General features: G+C 71.9%; 19 protein-coding genes and 2 pseudogenes. 11 read left to right on the forward strand and 10 right to left on the reverse strand.

What is annotated here, in order from left to right; genetic code table 11:
- The first annotated feature begins 26 nt into the window (after positions 1 to 26).
- The 5 genes from dhbC to rho all read left to right on the forward strand — a co-directional run bounded on the left by dhbC (position 27) and on the right by rho (position 5,334).
- Positions 27 to 1,232, forward strand: coding sequence for an isochorismate synthase DhbC (dhbC, locus tag D581_RS0107105; protein WP_018956538.1), 1,206 nt, complete (start codon positions 27 to 29; stop codon positions 1,230 to 1,232).
- A complete protein-coding gene (locus tag D581_RS0107110) occupies positions 1,229 to 2,866 on the forward strand; it encodes a (2,3-dihydroxybenzoyl)adenylate synthase (RefSeq protein WP_018956539.1) in 1,638 nt (545 codons plus the stop codon). The genes dhbC and D581_RS0107110 overlap by 4 nt, the downstream gene beginning before the upstream one ends.
- 29 nt (positions 2,867 to 2,895) lie before the next feature.
- A complete protein-coding gene (locus tag D581_RS0107115; protein ID WP_018956540.1) occupies positions 2,896 to 3,528 on the forward strand; it encodes an isochorismatase family protein in 633 nt (210 codons plus the stop codon).
- Positions 3,525 to 3,764: a phosphopantetheine-binding protein gene (locus D581_RS0107120; protein WP_018956541.1), complete on the forward strand. Its 240-nt coding sequence runs from the start codon at positions 3,525 to 3,527 to the stop codon at positions 3,762 to 3,764. Before D581_RS0107115 ends, D581_RS0107120 begins: the two co-directional genes overlap by 4 nt.
- A 430-nt stretch (positions 3,765 to 4,194) precedes the next feature.
- The gene (rho, locus tag D581_RS0107125) at positions 4,195 to 5,334 is read left to right on the forward strand and encodes a transcription termination factor Rho (RefSeq protein WP_018956542.1); all 1,140 of its coding nucleotides are present in this window, start codon (positions 4,195 to 4,197) and stop codon (positions 5,332 to 5,334) included.
- Positions 5,335 to 5,377: 43 nt separating this feature from the next.
- On the opposite strand, the gene pgm is transcribed toward rho, so the two are convergent.
- Positions 5,378 to 7,021 carry a phosphoglucomutase (alpha-D-glucose-1,6-bisphosphate-dependent) gene (gene pgm / locus D581_RS0107130; RefSeq protein WP_018956543.1) on the reverse strand — a complete coding sequence of 548 codons (1,644 nt, stop codon included), beginning with the start codon at positions 7,019 to 7,021 and terminating at the stop codon, positions 5,378 to 5,380.
- A 216-nt stretch (positions 7,022 to 7,237) separates the two neighbouring features.
- Positions 7,238 to 8,305, reverse strand: coding sequence for a chitinase (locus D581_RS0107135; RefSeq protein WP_018956544.1), 1,068 nt, complete (start codon positions 8,303 to 8,305; stop codon positions 7,238 to 7,240).
- 127 nt (positions 8,306 to 8,432) lie between these two features.
- Between D581_RS0107135 and D581_RS1000000139435 the strand changes: the two genes are divergently transcribed.
- Both D581_RS1000000139435 and D581_RS0107145 read left to right on the forward strand, forming a co-directional pair.
- Positions 8,433 to 8,594: a hypothetical protein gene (locus D581_RS1000000139435; protein ID WP_018956545.1), complete on the forward strand. Its 162-nt coding sequence runs from the start codon at positions 8,433 to 8,435 to the stop codon at positions 8,592 to 8,594.
- Between the two features lie 234 nt (positions 8,595 to 8,828).
- Entirely contained in the window at positions 8,829 to 10,565 is a 1,737-nt protein-coding gene (locus D581_RS0107145) for a hypothetical protein (RefSeq protein ID WP_032752577.1), read from the forward strand.
- Between the two features lie 34 nt (positions 10,566 to 10,599).
- Here the strand turns inward: D581_RS0107145 and D581_RS0107150 are convergent, their stop codons facing one another.
- A complete protein-coding gene (locus tag D581_RS0107150) occupies positions 10,600 to 12,792 on the reverse strand; it encodes an NB-ARC domain-containing protein (protein ID WP_018956547.1) in 2,193 nt (730 codons plus the stop codon).
- Positions 12,789 to 13,247 (reverse strand): hypothetical protein, encoded by a 459-nt coding sequence (locus tag D581_RS0107155; protein ID WP_018956548.1) that lies wholly within the window; start codon positions 13,245 to 13,247, stop codon positions 12,789 to 12,791. The genes D581_RS0107150 and D581_RS0107155 overlap by 4 nt, the downstream gene beginning before the upstream one ends.
- A 310-nt stretch (positions 13,248 to 13,557) precedes the next feature.
- Here D581_RS0107155 and D581_RS0107160 point away from each other — a divergent pair, with 310 nt between their 5' ends.
- Positions 13,558 to 14,514, forward strand: a complete 957-nt coding sequence (locus D581_RS0107160) for a DUF3048 domain-containing protein (RefSeq protein WP_026290286.1) — start codon at positions 13,558 to 13,560, stop codon at positions 14,512 to 14,514.
- A 79-nt stretch (positions 14,515 to 14,593) separates the two neighbouring features.
- On the opposite strand, the gene eno is transcribed toward D581_RS0107160, so the two are convergent.
- Positions 14,594 to 15,898, reverse strand: coding sequence for a phosphopyruvate hydratase (eno, locus tag D581_RS0107165; protein WP_018956550.1), 1,305 nt, complete (start codon positions 15,896 to 15,898; stop codon positions 14,594 to 14,596).
- A gap of 213 nt (positions 15,899 to 16,111) precedes the next feature.
- On the opposite strand from eno, the gene D581_RS0107170 reads away from it, so the two are divergent.
- The 3 genes from D581_RS0107170 (at position 16,112) to D581_RS1000000141975 (ending at position 17,605) form a co-directional block, all read left to right on the forward strand.
- Positions 16,112 to 16,534, forward strand: coding sequence for a MarR family winged helix-turn-helix transcriptional regulator (locus D581_RS0107170; RefSeq protein WP_018956551.1), 423 nt, complete (start codon positions 16,112 to 16,114; stop codon positions 16,532 to 16,534).
- A gap of 90 nt (positions 16,535 to 16,624) precedes the next feature.
- Complete coding sequence (locus D581_RS0107175) at positions 16,625 to 17,152, forward strand: DinB family protein (protein ID WP_018956552.1); 528 nt, start codon at positions 16,625 to 16,627, stop codon at positions 17,150 to 17,152.
- A 204-nt stretch (positions 17,153 to 17,356) separates the two neighbouring features.
- Complete coding sequence (locus D581_RS1000000141975) at positions 17,357 to 17,605, forward strand: hypothetical protein (protein WP_026290287.1); 249 nt, start codon at positions 17,357 to 17,359, stop codon at positions 17,603 to 17,605.
- 76 nt (positions 17,606 to 17,681) lie between these two features.
- Here the strand turns inward: D581_RS1000000141975 and D581_RS0107185 are convergent, their stop codons facing one another.
- The 5 genes and pseudogenes from D581_RS0107185 to D581_RS0107210 all read right to left on the reverse strand — a co-directional run bounded on the left by D581_RS0107185 (position 17,682) and on the right by D581_RS0107210 (position 24,074).
- A complete protein-coding gene (locus D581_RS0107185) occupies positions 17,682 to 19,382 on the reverse strand; it encodes an ABC transporter ATP-binding protein (protein WP_026290288.1) in 1,701 nt (566 codons plus the stop codon).
- A 5-nt stretch (positions 19,383 to 19,387) separates the two neighbouring features.
- Positions 19,388 to 19,948, reverse strand: a pseudogene (locus D581_RS0107190) (phosphopantetheine-binding protein); the annotation flags it as partial.
- A pseudogene (locus D581_RS1000000139445) lies at positions 19,947 to 21,158 on the reverse strand (non-ribosomal peptide synthetase); the annotation flags it as partial. The pseudogenes D581_RS0107190 and D581_RS1000000139445, both read right to left, overlap by 2 nt.
- A 2-nt stretch (positions 21,159 to 21,160) precedes the next feature.
- The gene (locus D581_RS0107205; protein WP_469224760.1) at positions 21,161 to 22,876 is read right to left on the reverse strand and encodes an ABC transporter ATP-binding protein; all 1,716 of its coding nucleotides are present in this window, start codon (positions 22,874 to 22,876) and stop codon (positions 21,161 to 21,163) included.
- A gap of 145 nt (positions 22,877 to 23,021) precedes the next feature.
- Positions 23,022 to 24,074, reverse strand: coding sequence for an iron-siderophore ABC transporter substrate-binding protein (locus D581_RS0107210; RefSeq protein ID WP_026290289.1), 1,053 nt, complete (start codon positions 24,072 to 24,074; stop codon positions 23,022 to 23,024).
- Positions 24,075 to 24,101: the final 27 nt, after the last annotated feature.

The following is a 24,101-nucleotide window of genomic DNA, read 5'->3' on the forward strand; positions in this document are numbered from 1 at the left end:
ACGGGACCATCGAGAATGGAGTCCCCGTGTCGACGGCATCCCAGGTCGCCACGCACACCGCCCCGGCCGATCCGGCCCATCCGGCCGTAGGAGCGGCCACTGCACTGCTGGACGCCTACACACCGGGCGCCCACTTTCTCGCCACCCCCGGACGCACCCTGCTCGCACGGGGCCCCGGACGCCAAGTCCCCCACGACGGGAGACCGTTGACCGCGCGGGTGGGCACCACGCTCGCCGCGGCGGTCGCCGCCGGTCAGGAAGCGCCGGTGGTCATGGGCGCCATCCCCTTCGACCACGCCGCCCCGGCCGCCCTGAGCGTCCCGGAGTCGGTGCGCTGCGCGCCGCCGCTCACCTCCGACCCGCTCATCGCCCTGCCCGCGAGCGCGCCCGCCGCGGGCGACTGGCGGATACGCCCGGTGCCCGAACCGGAGATCTACGGCAAGGGCGTCGCAGCGGCCGTGGAGCGCATGTGGCGAGGCGAGTTCAGCAAGGTCGTGCTGGCCCGCACCCTCGAACTCACCTCCGAGGCCCCGCTCGACCTGCCCGCGATGCTCCAGCGCCTCGCCCGACGCGACCCCTCCGGCTACACCTTCGCGCTGCCGACCGGCCCCGGGCGCACCCTCATCGGCGCCAGCCCCGAACTGCTCGTCTCCCGCCGCGGGAAGCAGGTCATCGCCAATCCGCTCGCCGGGTCGACCCCCCGCAGCGCCGACCTCGCCGAGGACGTGCGCCGGGCAGCCACCCTGCTGGAATCCGCCAAGGACCTCCACGAGCACGCCGTCGTCGTCGACGCCGTCCACCAGGCGCTCGCCCCGCACTGCACGGACCTCACCGTCCCGGCCCGCCCTACGCTCATCCGCACCGCCACCATGTGGCACCTGTCCACCACGGTCACCGGCACCCTCGCCTCCCCTGACGCCTCGGCACTGGAGCTGGCGTGCGCGCTGCACCCGACGCCCGCCGTCTGCGGCACACCGACGCCGACGGCCCGTCAGGTCATCGCGGAGACCGAACCGTTCGACCGCGGCTTCTTCACCGGCGTGGTCGGCTGGGGCAACGCCGAGGGCGACGGCGAATGGGTCGTCACGATCCGCTGCGCCGACGCCGAGGAGCGCACGCTGCGGCTGTACGCGGGAGCGGGCATCGTCGCCGCCTCCGAGCCCGAGGCGGAGGCCGCCGAGACCGCGGCCAAGTTCCGCACCTTCCTGAGCGCCGTGGGAGCCGAGCTGTGAGAACGGACGTGGCGCCCACCTGGCCCGCCGAGTTCGCGGAGAAGTACCGGGCGGCCGGCTGGTGGCGCGGGGAGACCTTCGGGGAGCTGCTGCGGCAGCGCGCCGAGGACCACCCGGACCGGGTCGCCATCGTCGATCCGACGGCGGGAAGCCGGTGGACGTACGCCGATCTCGACCGGCGCGCCGACCGGCTGGCGGCGGGGTTCCTCGCCCGCGACATCGCCAAGGGCGACAAGGTGGTGGTGCAACTCCCCAACATCGCCGAGTTCTTCGAGGTGATCTTCGCGCTGTTCCGGATCGGCGCGCTGCCCGTCTTCGCGCTGCCCGCGCACCGCGAGTCCGAGATCGCCTACTTCTGCGAGTTCACCGAGGCGGTCGCGTACGTCATCGCGGCCGAGCACGGCGGCTACGACTACCGTGAGCTGGCGTCGAAGACGCGCGCCCAAGTGGGCACCCTGCGCCATGTCTTCGTCGCCCAGGGGGACCCCGGCGAGTTCGAGGCGCTGTCCGAGGTCGCCGAGGAGCCGGTCGGCTACGGCGCCCCGCTCCCGGACGACCTGGCCTTCCTTCAGCTCTCCGGCGGCAGCACCGGCGTACCGAAGCTGATCCCGCGCACCCACGACGACTACATCTACTCGCTGCGGGGATCCAACGAGATCTGCGCCGTCGACGAGAGGAGCGTGTACCTGTGCGTCCTGCCGGCGGCTCACAACTTCCCCCTGTCATCCCCCGGTTCGCTCGGCACGCTGTATGCCGGCGGCCGTGTGGTGCTGTGCCCGGGGCCCTCGCCCGAGGTGGCGTTCCCGCTGATCGAGCGTGAGGGCGTCACCATCACCGGGCTCGTGCCACCGCTGGCCCTGCTGTGGACGGAGGCCGCGCCGGGCACCGCGCACGATCTCGGCAGCCTGGACGTCCTGCTCGTCGGGGGTGCCAAGTTCAGCGAGGAGGCGGCCCGCCGGGTGCGCCCCGCTCTCGGCTGCACGCTCCAGCAGGTCTTCGGCATGGCCGAGGGGCTGGTCAACTACACCCGGCTGGACGACCCCGTCGAGACCGTCGTCACCACGCAGGGGCGGCCCATCTCGCCCGACGACGAGATTCTCGTCGTCGACGACGACGGCCAGGAGGTGGCCCCGGGCGGGACCGGTCATCTGCTGACCCGGGGGCCGTACACCATCCGCGGCTACTGGAACGCCCCCGAGCACAACGCCCGTTCCTTCACCGAGGACGGCTTCTACCGCACCGGCGACATCGTGCGGGTCACCGACACCGGGCACATCGTCGTCGAGGGACGGGCCAAGGACCAGATCAACCGGGGCGGCGAGAAGATCGCCGCCGAGGAGGTCGAGAACCACATCCTCGCCCACCCGGCCGTCCACGACGCCAACGTGGTGGCCGAGCCCGACCCGTATCTGGGCGAACGCGTCTGCGCCTACGTGATCCTGCGCTCGGGCGCGGGTCCGCTCAAGGCGGTGGCCGTCAAGCGGTTCGTACGCGAACGGGGCCTGGCCTCCTACAAGGTTCCGGACAGGGTCGAGTTCGTCGACGCCTTCCCGCAGACCGGCGTGGGCAAGGTCTCCAAGAAGGACCTGCGCCACGCCGCGGCCCGTACCGCTTCTCCCTCCCCGTCCCGCTGAACGACTCCCCGAACGGAACCCTCTCCACCATGGCTCTGCCCGCCATCGCCCCCTATCCCATGCCGGCCGCCGGCGAACTGCCCGCCAACCGGGTCGACTGGACCGTCGACCCCGCGCGTGCGGTGCTCCTCGTCCACGACCTGCAGAACCATTTCCTGTCGGCGTACGACCGCCGGGCCGCCCCCGTGCCCGAACTCCTGTCCCATGTCGCCGAGTTGAAGAAGGACGCCACGCGGCTCGGCGTGCCGGTCCTCTACACCGCGCAGCCCGGCGGCCAGAGCCCGAAGGAGCGCGGTCTCCAGCAGGACTTCTGGGGCCCCGGGCTCCCGGCCGACGAGCACCTGGCGGCCATCGCGGACGAGGTCGCACCCGACGCGGGCGACACCGTGCTCACCAAGTGGAAGTACAGCGGGTTCGTCCGCACCGATCTGCTGGAGCGCCTGCGCGAGCAGGGTCGCGACCAGATCGTCATCACCGGCGTCTACGCCCACATCGGTGTGCTCATGACCGCGTGCGACGCCTGGATGCAGGACATCCAGGCGTTCGTGGTGGCCGACGCGGTGGCAGACTTCTCTGCCGAGGACCATGCGATGGCGCTGCGCTGGGCCGCGGGCAGGTGCGCCGTCGTCACGACCGCCCGGGCCGTCTTCGAAGGGAAGTGACCGCGGTGGCGCTCACGCTCGAACAGCTCCGTGCCGATGTCGCCGACGTCCTGGGCGAGGACCCGGAGGAGATCCCCCTCGACGAGAACCTCGTCGACTACGGCCTCGACTCCGTACGCCTGATGTCACTGGCCGCCGCCTGGCGCCGCGACCACGGCATCGAGGTGGCCTACACCGACCTCGCCGAGCAGCCCGCGCTGGAGTCCTGGGTCCCGCTGCTGGGTGTGACCGGCTGACGCTGCGGCCCCCGCGGCCACCGAGGGTGGTGGGAACCCGAGCATCGGAGTTCCCACCACCCTCGACGCGTGTCGGGCGCCCGCCACGACACGCGTCCGACGGACGACCCGAACGATGTACCGACGGATGTACCGACAGATGTGTCGACGGATGTGTCGACGGATGTGTCGACGGATGTTCTGTCGCGCTCCCGGCGCACAGTGGTACAGTGCGATGAGCACATGTGCATGCCCCTTCTCATCGGGCACCGGTGCTGATTCCTCTCCATCGCTGTCGCGCCCGTCCTTTCCGACCGGCGATCCAGCTTCTTCCCAGCGTTTTCGCTGTCTCTCCGGCCCGGGCATCCGTGCCTCCGGTGCGTGGCGTGATTCCCGCCGCCCCTCCGTATGCCGGTCCCCTCATTCGCCTGTCCGCGAAAGGACCCCTCCCATGACCGCCACACTCGAACGCCCCGTGACCGGGGAGCGGCGCCCCGTCCGGGTCGCCGGCCTCCTCGACACCGCCGACGACGGGCACGGCATGCTCCGTGTCCACGGCGGCCATCCCTCCCCCGACGACATCCAGGTGTCCTCCGCCCTGATCCGCCGCCTCGGGCTGCGCAAGGGCGACGTCGTCGAGGGCGGCTGCGACCGGCCCCGTGTCCTGTCCTCGGTGGACCAGGTGAACGGACTCGCCCCGGAGGAGCTGCGGGGCCGTGCCCGCTTCCGCGACCTGACGCCGGTCCACCCCCGCGAGCGGCTGCGCCTGGAAACGCCGCGCGGCGGGCCCGCACCGCGCATCGTCGATCTCGTCTCCCCCGTCGGCAAGGGCCAGCGCGGCCTCGTCGTCGCACCGCCCCGGACGGGCAAGACGGTGCTGCTGCAGCAGGTGGCCGCCGCCGTCGCCACCAACCACCCCGAGGCGCACCTGATGGTGGTGCTGCTCGACGAGCGGCCCGAGGAGGTCACGGACATGCGCCGCGCCGTACGCGGCGAGGTGTACGCGTCGACCTTCGACCGGCCCGCGCGGGAGCACATCGCCCTGGCCGAACTCGCCGTCGAGCGCGGCCGCCGCCTCGTCGAGCAGGGCCGGGACGTGGTGATCCTGCTGGACTCCCTCACCCGGCTGTGCCGGGCCCACAACAACGCGGCCCGCGCGGGCGGCCGGACCCTCAGCGGCGGCGTCGACGCGGCGGCCCTGACCGGCCCCAAGAAACTGTTCGGCGCGGCCCGTTGCGCCGAGGAGGGCGGTTCGCTGACCATCCTGGCGACAGCCCTCGTGGAGACGGGTTCGCGGGCCGACGACTTCTTCTTCGAGGAACTGAAGGGCACCGGCAACATGGAGCTGCACCTGGACCGCTCCGCCGCCCAAGCGCGGATCTTCCCGGCCGTCGACGTCACCCGCTCCGGCACCCGCCGCGAGGAACTCCTCTTTGGTCAGGGCGAGTTGGCTGCCGTCAGGGCCCTGCGCCGCGCCCTGAGCACGCGGGACGGCCAGGGCGCCCTTCAGGTGCTGCTCGACAGGGTCCGGCGCACCCCGGACAACGCGGCCTTCCTACGGCAGGTGCAGCCGACGGTGCCGGGCGCCTGAGCGCGCCCGGCACCGGTCGGCGTGCGGATCCGAACGAAGGGGCTCAGGCGTCGCCCAGCGCCTCGGAGACCAGCGCCCGGGCCTCTTCCTGGACCTGGGCGAGGTGGCCGGGGCCCTGGAAGCTCTCCGCGTACACCTTGTAGACGTCCTCGGTGCCCGAGGGGCGGGCGGCGAACCAGGCGCTGTCGGTGCAGACCTTGAGGCCGCCGATGGCCGCGCCGTTGCCGGGGGCCTCGGTGAGCACGGCGGTGACGGGTTCTCCGGCCAAGGTGTCGGCCTTGACCTGCTGCGGGGAGAGCCGGGCCAGGACGGCCTTCTCCTCGCGGGTGGCGGGTGCGTCGACGCGGGCGTACGCCGGGTCGCCGAAGCGGCCGGTGAGCCGCGCGTAGTGCTGGGAGGGGGTGGAGCCGGTGACGGCGGTGATCTCGGAGGCGAGGAGGGCCAGCAGGATGCCGTCCTTGTCCGTGGTCCAGACCCGGCCGTCGCGGCGCAGGAAGGAAGCCCCGGCGGACTCCTCGCCGCCGAAGCCGAGGCTGCCGTCGTAGAGGCCGTCGACGAACCACTTGAAGCCGACCGGGACCTCCACCAGGGTGCGGCCGAGGTCGTGGGCGACCCGGTCGATCATGGACGAGGAGACCAGCGTCTTGCCGATGCCCGTCCCGGCCGCCCAGCCGTCGCGGTGGGTGTAGAGATAGTCGATGGCGACGGCCAGGTAGTGGTTGGGGTTCATCAGGCCGCCGTCGGGGGTGACGATGCCGTGCCGGTCGGCGTCGGCGTCGTTCCCGGTGGCGATGGCGTACGCGTCGCGCTGGGCGATCAGCGAGGCCATGGCGTGCGGGGACGAGCAGTCCATGCGGATCCTGCCGTCCCAGTCGAGCGTCATGAACCGCCAGGTGGGGTCGGCGAGCGGGTTGACGACGGTGAGGTCGATCCGGTGGCGTTCCGCGATCCGCCCCCAGTAGGCGACGGACGCGCCGCCGAGGGGGTCGGCGCCGATGCGGATGCCCGCGTCCCGTACGGCGTCGAGGTCGAGGGCGGAGGGCAGGTCGTCGACGTACGCGGTCAGGAAGTCGTACCGGTGGGTGGTGTCGGCGGCCAGGGCCTGGGCGTACGGCATCCGGCGGACCGCTCCGAGTCCGGCCTCGATCAGGGCGTTGGCCCGGTCCTGGATCCACGACGTGGCGTCGGAGGCGGCCGGCCCCCCGTTCGGCGGGTTGTACTTGAAGCCGCCGTCGGCGGGCGGGTTGTGCGAGGGGGTGACCACGATGCCGTCGGCCAGGTGCTCGGTGCGGCCGTGGTTGTGCGTGAGGATGGCGTGCGAGACGGCGGGGGTCGGGGTGTAGCCGTCCTCGCTGTCGATCAGGACGGTCACCCCGTTGGCGGCGAGCACCTCCACGGCGGTGACCCGGGCGGGCTCGGACAGCGCGTGGGTGTCCGCGCCGAGGAACAGGGGGCCGTCGGTGCCCTGCCGGGCGCGGTAGTCGCAGATCGCCTGGGTGGTCGCGGCGATGTGGTCCTCGTTGAACGCGGCGGCGAACGCGGAGCCGCGGTGGCCGGAGGTCCCGAAGGCCACCCGCTGGGCGGGGTCTGCGGGATCGGGGTGGAGGGCGTAATAGGCCGTCACCAGCCGTGCCACGTCGACCAGGTCTGCGGACTGCGCCGGGTGACCGGCCCGTTCGTGCACCATCGGGGCTCCTCGTACGTCTTCGTCGTCGGCCGGCCCGTGGGGAGACGGGCCCGGCGCACCGGGGAAACGATCACCCCGGTCCGTACCCGATTCTGCTCTCCCGGCCGCCCCGGTGCGCGACCGGTTCACGCCTTCCTCGTGTCACTCCCCGGCCGGAGCAGCGCCGCGCCCCCGGTCCGGGGCGGACCGGGGGCGCGGCGACGTACGGGTGGGGGCTCAACGGCCCTGGAGGGACCTCACGTTGTCACCGAAGGTCCAGCCCCGGGAACCGTCCCAGTTCAGGGACCAGGTCATCAGCCCCTTGAGGGAGCCGTTGTAGTGGTTCCAGGCCTGCGAGACGAGTCCGGTGGACATGTAGCCGCCGCCGGCGCCGGGCTGGGCGGGGAGGCCGGGGACCTGCTTGTCGTAGGGCACCTTGATGGTGGTGCCCTGGATGACCAGCCCCTTGTTCAGGCAGTCGGTCTGGGCGGTGAAGCCCGCGACGGTGCCGGCGGAGTAGGAGTCGCCGGAGCAGCCGTACATGCTGCCGTTGTAGTACTGCATGTTCAGCCACCACAGGCGGCCGTTGTCGGCGTACTTCTTGATGATGGGCAGGTACGAGCCCCAGATCGAGCCGTAGACGACGCTGCCGCCGGTGACGTACGCCGTCTCGGGGGCCATGGTGAGGCCGAAGTTCGGCGGCATCGCGGCGAGGACGCCGTCGATGATGCGGATGAGGTTGGACTGCGACGCGGACAGCTGGTTGATGTTGCCGCTGCCGACGAGGCCGGTCTCGATGTCGATGTCGATGCCGTCGAAGTTGTACTTCTTCAGGATCGGGACGATCGTCTCGACGAACCGGTCGGCCACCCTGCTGGAGCTGAGATCGATCCCTGCCGCGGCTCCGCCGATCGACATGAGGGTGGTGAGCCCGGAGGCCTTGGCCTGGCACATCTCGGCGGGGGTGGCGACCTTGACGGTGCGGTCCATGCCGTCCTCCCAGAGGACGGTGCCGTCGGAGCGGATGACGGGGAAGGCCGCGTTGATGACGTTGTAGCCGTGCTGGGTGATACGGGAGTCGGTGATCGGGATCCAGCCGAGCGGCGGGTGCACGCCGTTGGCCGCCCCGTCCCAGTTCTCCCAGTACCCCTGGAGCACCTTGCCCGTGGGCTTCGACTTGACCGCGCAGGTCTCGGCGGCCGCGCTGCTCGTCTCCGCGGCCCTCGGCGGCGCGGCTCCGACCAGCATCGGTACAACGAGCGCCGCGGCCAGGCCGAGGCCCAGCAGTCGTGAGGTACGACCCATGATCCGTACGTCCTTCCAGCCCGGGTCCGCCGCCGACGCGGCGAAAGGTTCGCCCCGCCCCGCCCTATGTCGTGACCCTGCCAAACCGTAGAATGGTCCAGACCTTCGGTCAAGAGCGCCCGCCGGGGTGAACGCGCTCGTCTCGGCGGCCAGGACGTCGGCCTACCGGGTGGCGGTGCGCGGGGAGCTGAAGGACCGGACGTTCTCGCCCGCGTCCTTCGGGTGGGACGCCTGGGACGGCAGGGAACGGTGCCCGGTGTGCCGTGGGGAGCTCACCACGGGAGCGTGAGGGAGATCGGGGCGGGGTGGCCGTCCGATCTCCCTGACCCACGACCTGGCCAGGGATGATTCCCGTACCATATGACCGTCAGGTGCCCCGGTACGAACCCTGAGAGGGTTGCAGCACCGCTTGAGATGCGATACATCGACGATGGCCGCGAGCCGCGAGCCGCGAGCCGCGAGCCGCGAGCCGCGAGCCGCGAGCCGCGTCAGGGCCGTGTACCCGTAGCCTTTCGGGGTGGCCATGCGCGCTAGCCAGCCCCTCCGCGTCCCTGTCGGTGCCGACGCCGGACGGTGGAGCACCTTTCACGGTGAGAAGACTCTGGTCGTAGCGGCCCGTACGGTGACCTCGACCGTGCGGGTCCTCGAATGCCTGCCCGCCCTGCTGCGCGGGGACGCACGGGTGACCGTGGTCTTCGCCCATGATCCCACCTCCGCGTTCAGCGACGGAGTGCTGGAACTGCTGCACGACGCGGGCTGCAGGATCATCCCCTGGGCCCAGGTGCGGCAGGCCGAGCCCGATCTGATCCTCACGGCCAGCGAGAACATCGATGTGCCCGAGGGACACTGCCCGGTCCTCGTGCTGCCGCACGGCATCGGCTTCCAGAAGCAGGTACCGGACTCCCGCGGCCCGCGTGACCGGCTGTCCGGAGTGGTGCCGGACAGCCTCCTGGAGTCCGGGCGCGCCTGGCTGGCGATCTCGCATCCGAGCCAGGAGGAGCAGTTGCTCTCCTCCCATCCGAAGGCCGCCGGTCGCACGCTGCTCGTGGGTGACCCCTGCTACGACGAGTTGCTCCTCAGCGCCGGGCGGGCGGACGCGTACCGGCAGGCTCTCGGAGTTCCCGCCGGTCACCGGCTCGTGGTGCTCAGCTCCACCTGGGGGCGCACCTCACTGATCGGCCAGGACCCGGACCTGGCGGCCCGGATCCTGGACGCACTCCCGTACGACGAGTTCCGGGTCGCGGCGATCGTTCACCCCAACGTCTGGTCGGGCCACGGTTCCTGGCAGATCCGCACCGTCCTGGCCCCGGCCCTGGAGGCCGGGCTGATGCTCATCCCGCACATTCACGCCTGGCGGCCCGCGCTGGTCGCGGCGGACGTCGTGGTGGGCGATCACGGCTCGGTGACGCTGTACGGGGCGGCGCTCGGCAAGCCTGTCCTGCTGGGGGCCTTCGGCAGCGAGGCCGTCGACGGCACCGCCGCGGCCGACCTCGGGCGGGCCGCGCCCCGTCTGAACGCCCTCGGTGACGTACGTGAACAGATCACGTTGGCCCTGGCAGAGCAGGCCCCGGACCGGTTCGCCGCAGTCGCCGCCGGAGCGTTCGACCGGCCGGGGCAGGCCCTGGCCCGGCTGCGCACCGCGCTCTATCACCTGCTGGACCTCACGGAACCCATGCCCGCTCCCCCGCCCGCGCTGTATCTGGGCGAGCCCGAGGCGACCGGAGCGGAAGTGACCGCCTGGACGGTCATCAGCACCGTCTCCCCGAGTGCGGAACCTGACACCGTCACCGTACGCCGACGGCCTGCGGCGGTGACACCGTACGCAGGCATGATCAGGAACGCGGACGAGGACGAGGACGAGACCGTCGGACGCTTCCGTCATCTCGCCTGCGACGAGCGCGAGCGGGAGCGGAGACTGGTGGAGAGCGCTTCGGTACTGCTGCGCGGGGCTCCGGCTCCTTCCTCCACGGCTGCGCTCCGGTGGATCGAGGATGCCTTGGCGCGTCTGCCGGGATGCCGTCTCGCGGCGACCGCCCTGAGCGGTGGGGGCTGTCTGGTGGGGCTGCGCGACGGCAGGATCGTGGAGGCGTCCACGACCGGGCCGCCGGCGGCCCCGGGCCCGGCCGCCGCGGTCGTCTACTCACTGCTGCGCGCGGCCGCTCCCCTGGACGGCGTGCTCGTGACCCTGCGCATCGGCACGCGCGACGAGGACGTGGCCCTGCGACTGCGCGCACCGTCACCGGGCTTCGGCGCGGACTGAGCGAAACTGTGCGTGAGTACCCGCCCGCCGTACGTCAACCGGCCGTCGGCTCTTCCCCCGGTCCTTGTTCCCGCCCTTCCTCCAGGCGCTCCCGAAGCACTTCCGCCTGAGGACTGCCACCGGCCTCGTAGATCTCCAGGGCGCGCTCGCGACGGGCTCGCACCTCGCGGGGGTCGCCCTGGGAGCGTTCCTGAATGTCCGCCAGAGCGACGAGTGCCTGCGCCTCGTAGTGCGTCGCCTCCTGCGCACGAAGGACCTCGGCGGCTTCACTGAGTGCGGCGATCGCCTCCTGTGTCTCGTCGAGGTGGTCGTGGGCCAGGCCGATGGCCATCCGCACCCGCGCCGCCATCCTCAGGTCCTCGCGTGCGGTGAGCTGTTCGTGGGCGCCGCGCAGGGTGTCCAGAGCCTCACGGGAGTTTCCCGCGGCGTCCTGGGCACAGCCGAGGAAGTAGGAGGCTATGGCAGCGCCGCGGCCCTCCTTCGCCGCCGTGTTGAGCTCGAGCGCGCTCCTGTAGGCCGCCATGGCCTTGGAGGGGTCGATGCGGTCCCAGTAGCGTCCGGAGAACTCCTGTACGGAGGCGCGGACGACCAGATGATCCGATACCTCGGCGCAGGCCTGGGCGGTGTCGAGCTCACGCCGGGCCGCCTCGTACTCACCGAGGTCCATCAGCGGGCGCGACAACAGGCTGCGCAGTCGTGCCTCGGCGGCCGGGACCATGGCCTCCGCTGCGGCCCTCGCGCCGAGTTCGAGCGATTCCCGCCAGTCGCCGAGGTGCCGGTGGTGGAGGAACAGGGCGGTGAAGGCCTCGGCGAGCTGCCAGACCTTCGTGTGCAGCGTCTCCTCGCGCGAGGCGGCCCGCAGCACGCCGAGGATGTTGTGGCGCTCGGCCTCCAGCCACTCCAACGGCTCCGGGCCGCCCTCGGACGCGAAGGGGTCGGGAACGTCGGTGAGCAGGCGCGTGAGGTCGGTGATCCGCAGCCGGTCCAGCCGGACAGCCCGGTCGGCCAGTGCGGTGAGGGCCAGGTAATGCAGCGTCACGCGTCGTACGAGAGCGGGGCGCTCGTCCGGCGCCTCTTCCTCCGCCGCGCGTTCACCGGCGTGCAGTCGTACGAGGTCGTGGAAGCGGAAGCGCCCGTCCGGCGTCTCCTCCAGCAGACTGGCCCGGGTCAGCGCGTCCAGCGCGTCCGCGGTACGTCGCGGGTCCAGGCCCGCCGCCACCGCGGCGACTCCCGCGTCGAAGGTGGCTCCCGGGTACCAGCCCATCAGGCGGTAGAGCCGGGCCGGCTCCGGAGCGAGTTCACGGTAGGCGAGGTCGAACGCGGCGGCCACGGACCGCTCCCTTCCCAAAGACATTCCCGCCAGTCGGCGCGACTCGTCGGTCAACTCCACCGCCAGCCCCGCGAGGGTGAGACGTGTCTCCGTCGTCAGCCGGGCGGCGGCCACGTGCAACGCCACCGGCAGCCCGCCACAGTGCCGCACCACCTCGTCCGCCGCGTCCGGGTCCGCCGCGACGGTCTCGGCTCCGCACCGGTCGGCGAGCACCTGCAGGCTGCTCTCGCGGTCGAGCGGCTCCACCGGCATCATCCGCGCGCCGTCCATGGCGAGTTCCCCCAGCCGCGAGCCGCTCGCCACCAGCAGCACGCTGCCCCTGCCCTTCGGCAGGAGCGCGACCGCGTGGGCGGGGTCGGAGATGTTGTCCAGGAAGACCAGCAGCCGTTTGCCCGCCGTCCGGGTCCGCAGGAGACGGGTCCGGTCGGCGAGCGTGGTGGGGATGTACGCCGCGTCGACGCCCAAGGACTTCAGGCAGCCCCACAGGGCCTCGGAGACGTCGGCGCCGGCCGTCCCTCCCCGCAGGGTGGCGAAATCCACGTAGATCTGCCCGTCGGGAAACCACTCCCGCCCCCGTTCGGCCCAGCGGGAGACCAAGGTGGTCTTGCCGACGCCCGGCAGTCCGTACAGCGCGGCGAATCCGACGCTCGCGCCTTCGGGGTCGGGAACGAACCAGCCGTCGAGCAGGTCGAGCATCCCGTCCCGGTTCCGGAACCGCACGGTCAGTGGCGGGATCTCGTCGGGGGCGGTCCGCTCCCCGGCCGGGGCGGCCGGCTCGACGTGGAAAGTGATGCCGCCGTGGATCGTGCCGGCCTGCACGACGGGGCCGTTGACGATGCCGGACAGCTCGTTGCAGGCGGCCGGACGATCGGGGTCGCCCGCGTCCCCGGTCGTCACGCCGTGCCTGGCCGCTGCTCCGGGGCCTCTGCGCTGCGACCGCTGTTGAACGTCGGGGCGAAAAAAGTCTGCCCTTGCAACACCGGGGCGTTCTGGGTTCCTCCGCTGATGATGTTAGTGACGGACACCGCGGGTCCTGCGGGCGCGAGGGGGGACAGTTCATCGAGCAGGGTCCGCAGCTCGTCCGCCGCCTCGGGGTTGGCGCGCAGGGCGCGGCGAAGCCTGATGCGCCACTCCTCCTCGACATCGGCGACCGCTTCGTCGTCGGCGGCGGCGCGTGCGGCCGTCAGTTCCTCACGGGACTCCTCCAGCTCCGCGTCGATCGCGTCGACGTCCTCGCCCCGCGCCAGGAACCGGGCCACCCGCCCGCGCGCCTGCGTCCAGGCCTCCGTCACCATCAGGCCCACGACGGCCGTCGCCCCCGATGCCGCCAGTGCCGTCAACTCGGCTTCCACCGAACCCCCTCCGCTTCACTTGTCGTGCCGGCGCGGGTGCACAACCCGTCGCTGGTGCAACCGTAGAGAGCGATCCGCCCCCACGGAAGCGGAATCAGGGGCGCGGCGCAGAGCAGTTCCGGCCAAGTCGGCCGGTCGTGCGGGGGCGCCTGTGCGCTGCGCCGCCGCTCGGGGCCGTTCGGGCCGCATCCGCTCGGGAGCGGCGGTCGCGCAACCATGCCGACGCCGGATGCGTGATGATGGATGAGGGGCCGCGACACGACGGCGTTGCGCCGACGCCGCCGGCCGGCGCCCCGGAAGGGCGGTCGCCATGTCCGCAGCCGGAATCAGGACCTCGGCCGCAGTGCTGTTCACCGCGCTCGTGCTGCTCGTCGCGGCCGCGTGCACGGGCGGGGACGGGTCGTCGCCCTCCCCCCGCAGCAGTTCTCCCTCCGGCACGGGCCGGGCCGACGTACTCGCCGTGAAGATCGACAATGTGGCGCCCGCACGCCCCCACACCGGTCTGGAGCGGGCCGACATCGTCTACGTCGAGCAGGTGGAGGCCGGCCTGACCCGGATCCTCGCCGTGTACTCCTCCGCTCTGCCGCCGGTCATCGGGCCGGTGCGCAGTGCGCGGGAGACCGATCTGGAGCTGCTGCGGCAGTTCGACCGGCCGGCGCTTGCCTTCTCGGGGGCCCAGAGCAGGCTGCTGCCGGTCATCGACCGTGCGCCGCTGGACCCCGTGCCGCCCTCGAAGGCGCCGGGAGCGTACTTCCGGGGTCCGGACCGGCCCGCGCCGCACAATCTCTATCTGCGGCCGGAGCGGATCCCGTTCGAGGCCTCCGGTGTGAACGCCGTCGCAGAGCTGGGGCTCGAGGTCGGCGCGCCGCCTCCCGGCGGGGAGCCGGAGGACAGCCGCACGGTTCGCTATCCGTCGGCGTCCGTGACCTTCACCTGGTCCGCGGAACACGAGCGGTGGCTCGTCTCCCTGGACGGCTCCCCCGCCCGCACCGCCGAGGGCGGGCGGCTCGGAGCCGGTACGGTCCTCGTCCAGGACGTGACCGTACGGCCGTCGGACCTCCGCGACCGGTCCGGGAGCACCAGCCCGTTCACCGAGACCGTGGGTTCGGGAAGCGCGGTCGTCCTGCGGGACGGCCGGGCGTACGAGGCCCGGTGGGCACGGAGCGCGGCCGGCGCGGACACGGTGTACACCACCCCTGACGGACAGCGCGTAGATCTCGCCGAAGGGCCGCTGTGGATCCTGTACGCGCCGCGCGGGGGCGCCTGAGCGGCGGCTCGCGGAAGCGCCCACAGGGGCATCCCGGGCGGCGGGGCCGGCCCCACGACGCGGGATTCCCCCCGCCCGCCTATCGGGTGCGGGACAGCAGCGCCCCGCCCGCGTACTGCGCCGACTCGCCCAACTCCTCCTCGATCCGGATCAGCTGGTTGTACTTGGCGGTGCGGTCGGAGCGGGACAGCGAGCCGGTCTTGATCTGGCCGCAGCCCGTCGCGACCGCCAGGTCCGCGATCGTGGTGTCCTCCGTCTCACCGGAGCGGTGGGACATCACGGCGCTCCAGCCCGCACGGCGGGCGGTGGCGACCGTGGCGAGGGCTTCGGTCAGGGTGCCGATCTGGTTGACCTTCACCAGGACCGAGTTGCCGACACCGGTCCGGATCCCCTCGCGCACCTGCGCCTCGTCCGTGCAGAACACGTCGTCGCCGGTGAGCTGGCAGCGGTCGCCGACGCGGGTGGTCAGCTCGCGCCAGCCGTCCATGTCGTCCTCGGCCATCGGGTCCTCGATGGAGACGACCGGGTAGGAGTCGATCAGCTTGACCAGGTAGTCGACCTGTTCGGAGGGCGTGCGGCGCACACCCTCGCCCTCGTACACGTACGCGCCGTCGCGGAAGAACTCCGACGAGGCCGGGTCCATGATGAGGCCGATGTCCTCGCCGGGGCGGTACCCGGTGCGTTCGACGGCGCTCATGACGAAGTCGAGCGCCTCCTCGGCCGTGCGCAGCGCGGGCGCGAAGCCTCCTTCGTCGCCGACGCCGGTGGCGTGTCCGGCGGCGAGCAGGTCGCGTCGCAGGGTGTGGAAGATCTCGGAGCCCATGCGGACGGCTTCCGCGAAGGTCTTCGCGCCCACCGGCGCGATCATGAACTCCTGGAAGTCCAGCGGATTGTCGGCGTGTGCGCCGCCGTTGATGATGTTCATCATCGGCAGCGGGAGAAGGCGGGCGTCGGCGCCGCCGAGATAGCGGTAGAGCGGCTGGCGGTGGGCCGCCGCGGCGGCTTTCGCGGCGGCGAGGGAGACCCCGAGGATCGCGTTCGCACCGAGCCGGGACTTGCCGGGCGTGCCGTCGAGCGCGACGAGCGCGGCGTCCAGGCCGGCCTGGTCGTCCGCGTCGCGTCCCACGACCGCGGCGGCGATCTCGTCGTTGACGTGGGCGACCGCACGGTCGACCCCCTTGCCGTGCCACTGCCCGGCGTCGCCGTCGCGCAGTTCCACGGCCTCCCGCGCACCGGTGGACGCGCCGGACGGGACCGCGGCGCGGCCGAGGGAGCCGTCGGCGAGGCGGACGTCGGCCTCGACGGTGGGGTTGCCACGGCTGTCGATGATCCGGCGAGCGGTGACGGACTGGATGACGGTGGGCTCAACTGCCTTGGGGGCCATGCGAGGTCCTTCCGAAGTCACACGTCGCGGCACTCTTTGCGACAACGCCGGCGCGAGCCGCGACGACGCAACTCTACAGCAAAGCTGTTCAGATGTGCTGTTCAGAATGGCTGCTTAGTCTTGCTGTTCAGTTGTGCTGTCCAGTTACGCTGGTCAGTCGCGCTCCGCGGGCCACCCGCGCGGACCCCTGCCGATCACGGGTTAAAGTGCCCTATGCCCACCCCGGAACCCGCCACCGTCGCCGCCGATCTGCGCGTCGCCATGGGCAAACTCGCGCGGCGCGTGAAGCAGGAGGACCGGATCCCGCACGGTCAGGTCGCCGTTCTGGGCGTCCTCGACCGGGACGGGGCCATGACCACCAGCGACCTCGCGGCGGACCAGCGCGTGCGCCCCCAGTCGATGGCCCGCGCGGTCGGGCTCCTCATGGACCAGGGCCTCGTCGTCCGCCGGGCGCACCCGACGGACGGCCGCAAGTCCCTCGTCGACCTCTCCGAGGTGGGCCGGGCGGCGCTGGAGGCGGAGCGCGACCGCCGTGCCGACTGGCTCGCCCGGGCCATCGACCTCGAACTCGACGAGGACGAGCAGGAGACGCTCGCGCGCGGCGCCGCCCTGATGGAACGGCTCGCCGCGTACTAGAAGCCGGTCTCGTCGGCCGGGCCCGCCGACCGGCCCGGACGGCGGGGAAAGCGCGTTGCCGGGGGCGTGCGGGTGTGTCAGGGTCGCCCGGTGAACGCTTCGCGATGTGACCTGCTGCGCCGCCAGTTCGATCTGACCTGGTCGCTGTTCGAGTACCACTTGGAGCGGCTCGACACCGAGGACTTCCTCTGGCAGCCGACGCCGTTGTGCTGGACGGTGCACCTGCGGGCCGACGGCCGGTGGACGCCGGACTGGGCGGAGACGGAGCCCGACCCCGTTCCGGTGCCGACGATCGGCTGGCTCAGCTGGCACATCGGCTGGTGGTGGAACACGACGATCGAGCACTCCCTGGGCCGCGAGCCCCGGGACCGCGAGGACGTCGCGTGGCCGGGCGACGCCGAGGCGGCGATCGGCTGGCTGCGTGAGCTCCGGGAGGCATGGCTGGGAGTGCTGGACGGCCTTGACGACGCGGCTCTCGACGCCGCCGCCCCGTCTCCCTGGGGGCAGGGGCCGGACCACACCATGGCGCACATGGCCGCGTGGGTGAACGCCGAGCTGATGAAGAACGTCGCGGAGATCGGGCAGCTCCGGATGGTGCGCGCGGCATCCTCCGGCTGACCGACGGCTTTCGGGGGCCGGATCGCCAACACCCCTTAGAGGCCGCTGGGTTAGGCTCACCTCATCCAGGGGAAGCCCAGTCTCGCCTCTTCCGCTCTCACGAGGAGACGCGCATGCGTCCGGTGATCGACGAGAATCCGTTCGCCGCCTTCGGTCCCGGGCCGCCCCGGCGGCGACGTGTTCTGGGCGGCGGGTCGCACGCCCGTGTCGATCCCCGCCGACGACGGTCGGCGGACCTTCTTCCTGTGGCGCGGTTCCGAGGCCGTGCTCGCCTTCGAGAGCTGGTCGTCGCCCGTCCCGTTGCACCGCTGGGGCGGTACGGACTGCTGGTACGCCGAGAAGCTGACCGAGCGGGCCGGCGCCACGGTCCGGGTGTCGCGTTCGGCGTCCGGGCATGACCGGGCGGGCTGGCGGCACGCCCTGCTCAGGGATGTCGCCTGGGCTCTCGGCTGAGATGATCCCGGGACGTGCGCGGGCGCACCCCGGGAACCGCCCTGCGGTTCACCTGGTCACGTGAACCGCCTGTGGTTCACCTGGCCACGGCCCGGCAGTAGGCCTCGTCCCCGGCGAGCAGGTTGCGGTGGGTGTCCTCCGCGGTGATGACGCCCTCGTCGAGGACGAGCACCCGGTCCGCGGCGTCCAGGAGCGCCGGACTGCTGGTGAGCACGAGCGTGGTCCGGCCCCTGCGCAGCTTCGCGACGTTGCGCGCGATGAGCTGTTCCGTCACCGCGTCGACGGCCGTCGTCGGATCGTGCAGGACCAGCACGTCGGTGTCGGCGGCCAACGCGCGGGCCAGGGACAGCCGTTGACGCTGCCCTCCGGAGAGGTTCGCGCCCCGGTCGCGGATCGCGTAGTCGAGCCCTTCGCGGTGGAGGGCGACGACATCGGTGAGCATGGAGGCTTCGACGGCCGCCTCGATCGTCCGACCGGTGCCCGACGGGTCGATGTTCGTCCGGAGCGTGCCGGCGAAGACCTCTCCGTCGTAGGGATTCACCAGCAGGTGTTCGCGGACCGACTCGATCGACAGGTCCGCGATCTCCCGGCCTCCGACCCGCACAACTCCCCCGTACGCGTGGGGGGCGGCGTTCACCGAGAGGACGGCGGCCAGGTCGGCCGCCGCGCGCGGCTGGTACGCGGCGATCGCCACGAACTCTCCTGCCGAGACGGTGAATTCGACCCCCCGGAGGGTTCCGTGGCGCAGGCCGTCGACCTCCAGGTCTCCGCCGGGCTCCGGGCGCTCGGGACCCGGTGTCGTCACGGGTGGCGCGGTCAGCACCAGAGCCATGCGCTCGGCCGAAGCGCGGGCGATCATCACGTACTTGGGCATCTCGGAGAACATCTTGAGCGGTTCCATGATGAACTGCGCGAGGCCCACAGCCATGACGAGTTCCCCGATGGTGATCCGGCCCTCGAAGGCCAGCCAGCCCGCCGTCAGCGAGACGGCCGCGGCGAGGACCGCGTTGAGGGCGAGCGCGGTGCCGGCGTAGACGCCGTTCACCCGGGCGACGGTGATCGCCTGGCGCTTCGCGTCCGTGCTGACCCTGCGGTAGGAGCCGAAGGCGGCGTGGTTGCCGCCGAAGCCGTGGAGCGGGCGGAGCCCGATGATGAGGTCGGCGACCTTGGCGCCCGCCCGGGCCACCCGGGCCTGCTGTTCCTGCGTACTGGCTCCGATCCGCCTGGACATCACGGCGAGGACCGACAGGATCGTGACCGTCCCCACGATTACCAGCAGCCCCAACCGGAGGTCCGCCAGGCTCAGGGCGACCGCCGCGACCGCGACGGCGACCAGGGAGCTGATCAGCAGGGGCACCACCTCGATGATGTCGGCGGTCTGGTCGGCGTCCTCGGTGGCGATGGTCAGGATCTCGCCGGATTTGAGGTCCACGTCCCTGGCCACCGGCTGGAGTCCGCAGGCGGCCACCCGCACCCGCCAGCGGTGCGCCTCGGTGGTGTTGGCCTTCTGCAGCACGCGCATGCCGAACCGCCACGACAGGGACACCGTCGTGATGATCACGGCCAGCGAGCCGATCGAGACGCCGAGCGAGCCGAGGCTGCGGTCCTGCATCGTGTGCTCGACGATCAGTCCGAGCGCGATGGGGAACGCGGTCTCGGCGGCCTGGTACAGGCCCATGAGGACGGTGCCCGCGACCATGGCGCCGATGTTGCGGCGCAGCGCCATACGCAGGATGGCGGCCCCCGGGCGGGGGTGCTCGGTGTCAGGAGTTTTCATCAGGTTCAGGAGTTCTCATCGAGGTGGCGGGCGATCGCTTCCGGGGTTCGCAGGGTGAACAGGTCGCGGATGGTGATGACAGGACCGTACTCGCGGCGGAGGAGCCCGATCAGCCGCACCGCCAGCATGGAGTGTCCGCCGAGGGAGACGAAGTCGCTCACCGCGCTGGCCTCGTCGTCGTCGAGGTCGAGCGCCTCGGGGAAGAACGCGCAGACGGCGCTCTCCGTCCCCGTCTCCGGGCCGCGCTCCCCCGCCGTGGTCAGCGCGCCCAGCGGCCTGGCCTCCGGCAGCACCTTGGTGTCGGCCTTCCCGTTCACGGTCAGCGGGATGCTGTCCACCTGGGCGTAGTGCGTGGGGCGCAGGACGTCCGGCAGGCCGGCACCCGCCTCGCCGGCGACCCGCGCCAGGTCCGCGGAGTCGGCGAGGACCAGATAGGCGGCCAGCCGGTGGGCTCCGTCCACCTGCGGGTCGGGCTGGGCGAGGGCCGCGACGAAGCGGACCGCCGGGTGGGCCGCGAACACGGCGTCGACCTCGCCGAGTTCGACCCGGTGGCCGCGGATCTTGACCGACGACGGGGCCGGTCGCGACGTCAGCGTGGTCGACGGCGGCGACGGACGCGGCGCTCGCCACCGCCGCCAGCGCCCCGACGACGGTGTGGGTGAAGATCTGCCGGGCGCTCACGTGGAGACCGGCCTCGCGCAGAGTGCTGAGGAGGGAGATCGCCAGGATGCTGTCTCCGCCGAGCTGGAAGAAGTCGTCGTGCGCGCCGACGCTGTCCATCCGCAGCACCCTCGCGACCGCCTCGCAGACCAGGCGCTCGTTCTCGGTGGCGGGCGCCACGGGGGCTCCGGCGCCCACGGCGGGTTCCGGCAGCGCCTTCCGGTCGGTCTTGCCGTTCGCGGTGAGCGGGAACTCCGTCAGTACGACGAGGTGGGCGGGCACCATGTACTCGACCATGTTGGCCGTGGCCCACTCCTTGACATCGTCCGCGCTCAGGTCCTGGTGGCCGCCGGACGGGATGACGTATCCGATCAGGTAGGTGCGGCCCGCCGTGTTCTTCCTCGCGACGACACAGGTGTGCCGTACGCCGGGGTGTTCGGCGAGGGAGGCCTCGACGTCCTCGATCTCCAGCCGCATGCCGCGGATCTTGACCTGGTTGTCGGCGCGGCCCAGGAAGTCCAGCGAACCGTCCGGGGCGTACCGCGCCAGGTCGCCCGTCCGGTAGAGCCGGGAACCGTCCGAGGCGAAGGGGTTGGCGACGAAACGGGAGGCGGTGAGGCCCGGCGCGCCCACATATCCGCGCCCCAGGAGGAGTCCTCCGACGTACAGCTCGCCGCCGACGCCGACCGGCACGGGCCGCAGCTCGTCGTCGAGCACGTAGAGCTGGGTGTTGGGGTTGGCCCTGCCGATGGAGGTCGACAGCCGTTCCGCGGCTCCCCGGTAGATGACGTGGGAGACGCCGGTGGTCGTCTCGGCGGGGCCGTAGCCGTGGTAGAGGGGGATGTCGAGGCGGTCGCGGAACCTCTCGTACAGCTCCGGGGTGAGGACCTCTCCGCCGCACCAGACGTGCCGCGGGCAGTCGAGGCGGCCGGAGTCGCCCGCGATCTCCAGGAGGACGTCCAGCATGGACGAGACCAGGTAGGTGAAGGTGACGCGCTGCTCGGCGATGACGGCGAGCAGGTGGTGCGGGTCGCGTTCGCCGCCGGGCCGCAGGATCACGAGACGGCCGCCGGTGACCAGCGGCAGGAAGATCTCGTCGACGGAGATGTCGAAGGAGCTCAACTGCCCTCGCGCCAAGCACGCCACAACCGGGCGTACTGGCCGCCCAGCTCGACCAGTTCGCTGTGCGTTCCCTCCTCCACCACGCGCCCCGCGTCCAGCACGGCGATCCGGTCCGCCGCCATCGCCTGGGTCAGCCGGTGGGCCACGAACAGCGTGGTCCGGCCGGAACAGGCGGCCAGCACGGCGCGTTCCAGCTCGGCCGCGCCCTCACTGCCCGTCTCCGCGGTCGACTCGTCGAGTACGACCACGGGTGACCGGCTGAGCACCAGCCGGGCCAGGGCGATCTGGGCGACCTTGGTGACGTCCAGGCGTTCGCCGCCCTCGCCGACCGGGGTGTCCAGACCGTCGGGGAGCAGGTCGAGCCATCCCCCGGCGCCGACCGTGCGCAGCGCCTCCCTCAGCTCGTCGTCGCTCGCGTCGGGTGCGGCGAGCCGCAGGTCGCCGGCGAGCGGGCCGGAGAACACATGGGTCTCCTGGGTCAGGATGCTCACCAGGGCGCGCGCGCCGGCCTCGTCCGTCCCCGCGAGGTCGTGCGTCCCGATGCGCACCGACCCGGCCTGTGGTCTCCCGATGCCGGCGACCAGCGCGGCCAGGGTCGACTTGCCGGCGCCCGTCGCCCCGACCAGGGCGAGGGAGCCCCCGGCCGGGATGGACAGGGACACGCCCCGCAGGACCGGGTCCTCGGCCCCGGGATAGGTGAACGTCAGGTCCCGTACGGTGACGGGGTGGGGCGCGTTGTCGGCCGCGGCCACCGAGCCGTCGCCCACCAGCCGTTCCTCGGAGGGCTCCGAGAACACGCCCACCAGCCGGGTGAGGCTCGCGCCGGACTTCTGCGCCTCGTCGAAGGTGAACATGATGGCGCCGAGCGGGGTGAACAGGCGGTGGAACATCAGGGGGGCGGCCGACACCTCGCCCAGGGTGGCGGCGTCCGCCTCCAGCAGGGCGTACCCGACGACCAGGATCAGGACGAGGCCGATGAACTCGGCCCGGTTCTCCCGGCCGACGAACCGGCCGAAGAAGCGGAAGACCTCGACGCCGAGGTTCCGCACCCGCCACGACTCGCTGGTGACCTTCTCCCGAACGGAGTCCTCCATCCGGTAGGCGCGGACCGTGTCGATGCCGTTCAGCCCGCTGATCAGGGCCTGGGCGCGATCGGCCTGGGCCACCCGCTGCTCGCGGTAGAGCGGCGCGGAGCGGGGCAGGTACCAGCGGAGCGCCAGGGCGTAGGCGGGCAGGGCGCCGGCTCCCGCCAGGCCGAGCCGCCAGTCGAGACCGAACATGCCGATCGTCGCGATGGCCACCAGGACTCCGGCCGAGAACACGGTGGGGATGGCCGTACGGATGCCCTTGGAGAGCACGGCCACGTCGTCGCCGACGCGGGACAGCACGTCCCCCCGCCCCACCTGCTCCACGCGCGCGCTCGGCATCCCCAGAACTGCTCGCACGGCTTCCTCGCGGAGCCGTGCGAGCAGTTCGGCGCCGAGTCTGCCGATCAGGTACGTGGAGGCCGCGGAAGCCGCCGCGCCGAGGAGCGCCGCACCCACCATCAGCACCCCGACGGTGAGCAGTATCGAGCGTGACTCGCCCCCGACCACCCCGTCGACGACCCGGCCGAGGAGCAGCACCGGGAGCACCTGCAACGCGGCCCCGACGACCGTGGTGAGCACGGTGGAGACGGTCAGCCACCGTGCCCGCCGGCAGTGTTCGGCCATCCAGCGGGTGGCCTCGCGTCCGGTGGCCGTGCGCAGGGTCGTCCCGGCGAGGGGGGCTTGGGTGGTAGTCACACGGAGACCGGTTCTCGCCGAAAAAGCCGAGGAAGCCGAGGAAGCCGAGGGAGGGGGCGTCCGATCGTCATCGTCACTTGACCGAGGCGACGAGCTCGTCGATCGCGTACGGCAGGGAGAGCAGGGTGCCCTGGGACATCGCCGCGCCGATCGCCGGTCCCTCGCTGTCCAGCAGGTAGGAGACCTTGCCGTTCTTGACGGCCGGGAGGTTGTTGAACAGCTCGAACTTCTTCAGCGCTTCCGTGTCGGCCTTGTCGTTGATGACGAAGATCCGGTCGACGTCGATGAGGTCGATGCGCTCGGGCGAGAGTTCGGTGGAGAATCCGCCGTCCGCGATCTTGTCGATCTCGGTCTGGTAGCTGAATCCGGTGCCCGTGATGAGCCGGCCCCGCACGTCCGTGGAGGTGAACGCGGAGATCGAGTCCTTGTACCAGGACAGGGCGACGGCCTTCTGTCCGCCGAACTCGGGGTGCGCCTTCTTGGCCGCGTCCAGCTTGGTCTGGATGCCCTTGACCAGTTCGGCGCCCTCCTTCTCCTTGCCGAGCGCCTTGGCGATGTGCACCGCGTTGTCCTGCCACGGGGCGCTGAAGAGCTCCTTCTCGCCCTTGGTGCGGCCCACGGTCGGGGCGATCTTGGAGAGCTTCTCGTAGGCCGCCTTGTCGACCTCGGAGTAGACCGCGATGATCAGGTCCGGCCGCAGGGAGGCGATCTTCTCGAAGTTGGGGCCCGCGTCACCGTTCTTCATGACGACCTCGGGGCGGGTGTCGCCCCACTGGTCCTTCACCCAGGGCCACTGCGTGTTGATGTCGGGCGTCTGCCCGGCCGGGTTCGGGTACTGGTCGACCATGCCGACCGGCTTGACGCCGAACGCCAGGACGGCCTGGTCGTCGGTGTAGCCGACGGTGACGACCCGCTGGGGAGCCTTGGTGACCTCGGTGGACCCGAACGCGTGCTCCACCGTGACGGGGAACGCGCCCCCGGCGGCGGCAGGGGCGTCGTCGGTCTTCTTCTCGTCCGCCGAATCGGTACCGCATCCCGCGAGGAGACCGACGCCGAGGGTCGCGGCGGACACGGCCGCGGCCAGCCGCTGCCACGGCTTCACAAGCGTCGTTCGATGGAGAGGCATCCAAAATCCCTTGCTTTCGCACTGTCC

The sequence above is a fragment of the Streptomyces sp. CNB091 genome (genome assembly GCF_000377965.1).

Excerpts from the sequence above, each read along its gene's own strand:
- D581_RS0107115 (WP_018956540.1), top strand. The coding sequence starts at position 2,896 with ATGGCTCTGCCCGCCATCGCCCCCTATCCCATGCCGGCCGCCGGCGAA.
- rho (WP_018956542.1), top strand. The coding sequence starts at position 4,195 with ATGACCGCCACACTCGAACGCCCCGTGACCGGGGAGCGGCGCCCCGTC.
- pgm (WP_018956543.1), bottom strand. The coding sequence starts at position 7,021 with ATGGTGCACGAACGGGCCGGTCACCCGGCGCAGTCCGCAGACCTGGTC.
- D581_RS0107135 (WP_018956544.1), bottom strand. The coding sequence starts at position 8,305 with ATGGGTCGTACCTCACGACTGCTGGGCCTCGGCCTGGCCGCGGCGCTC.
- D581_RS0107145 (WP_032752577.1), top strand. The coding sequence starts at position 8,829 with ATGCGCGCTAGCCAGCCCCTCCGCGTCCCTGTCGGTGCCGACGCCGGA.
- D581_RS0107160 (WP_026290286.1), top strand. The coding sequence starts at position 13,558 with ATGTCCGCAGCCGGAATCAGGACCTCGGCCGCAGTGCTGTTCACCGCG.
- eno (WP_018956550.1), bottom strand. The coding sequence starts at position 15,898 with ATGGCCCCCAAGGCAGTTGAGCCCACCGTCATCCAGTCCGTCACCGCT.
- D581_RS0107170 (WP_018956551.1), top strand. The coding sequence starts at position 16,112 with ATGCCCACCCCGGAACCCGCCACCGTCGCCGCCGATCTGCGCGTCGCC.
- D581_RS0107185 (WP_026290288.1), bottom strand. The coding sequence starts at position 19,382 with ATGAAAACTCCTGACACCGAGCACCCCCGCCCGGGGGCCGCCATCCTG.
- D581_RS0107205 (WP_469224760.1), bottom strand. The coding sequence starts at position 22,876 with ATGGCCGAACACTGCCGGCGGGCACGGTGGCTGACCGTCTCCACCGTG.
- D581_RS0107210 (WP_026290289.1), bottom strand. The coding sequence starts at position 24,074 with ATGCCTCTCCATCGAACGACGCTTGTGAAGCCGTGGCAGCGGCTGGCC.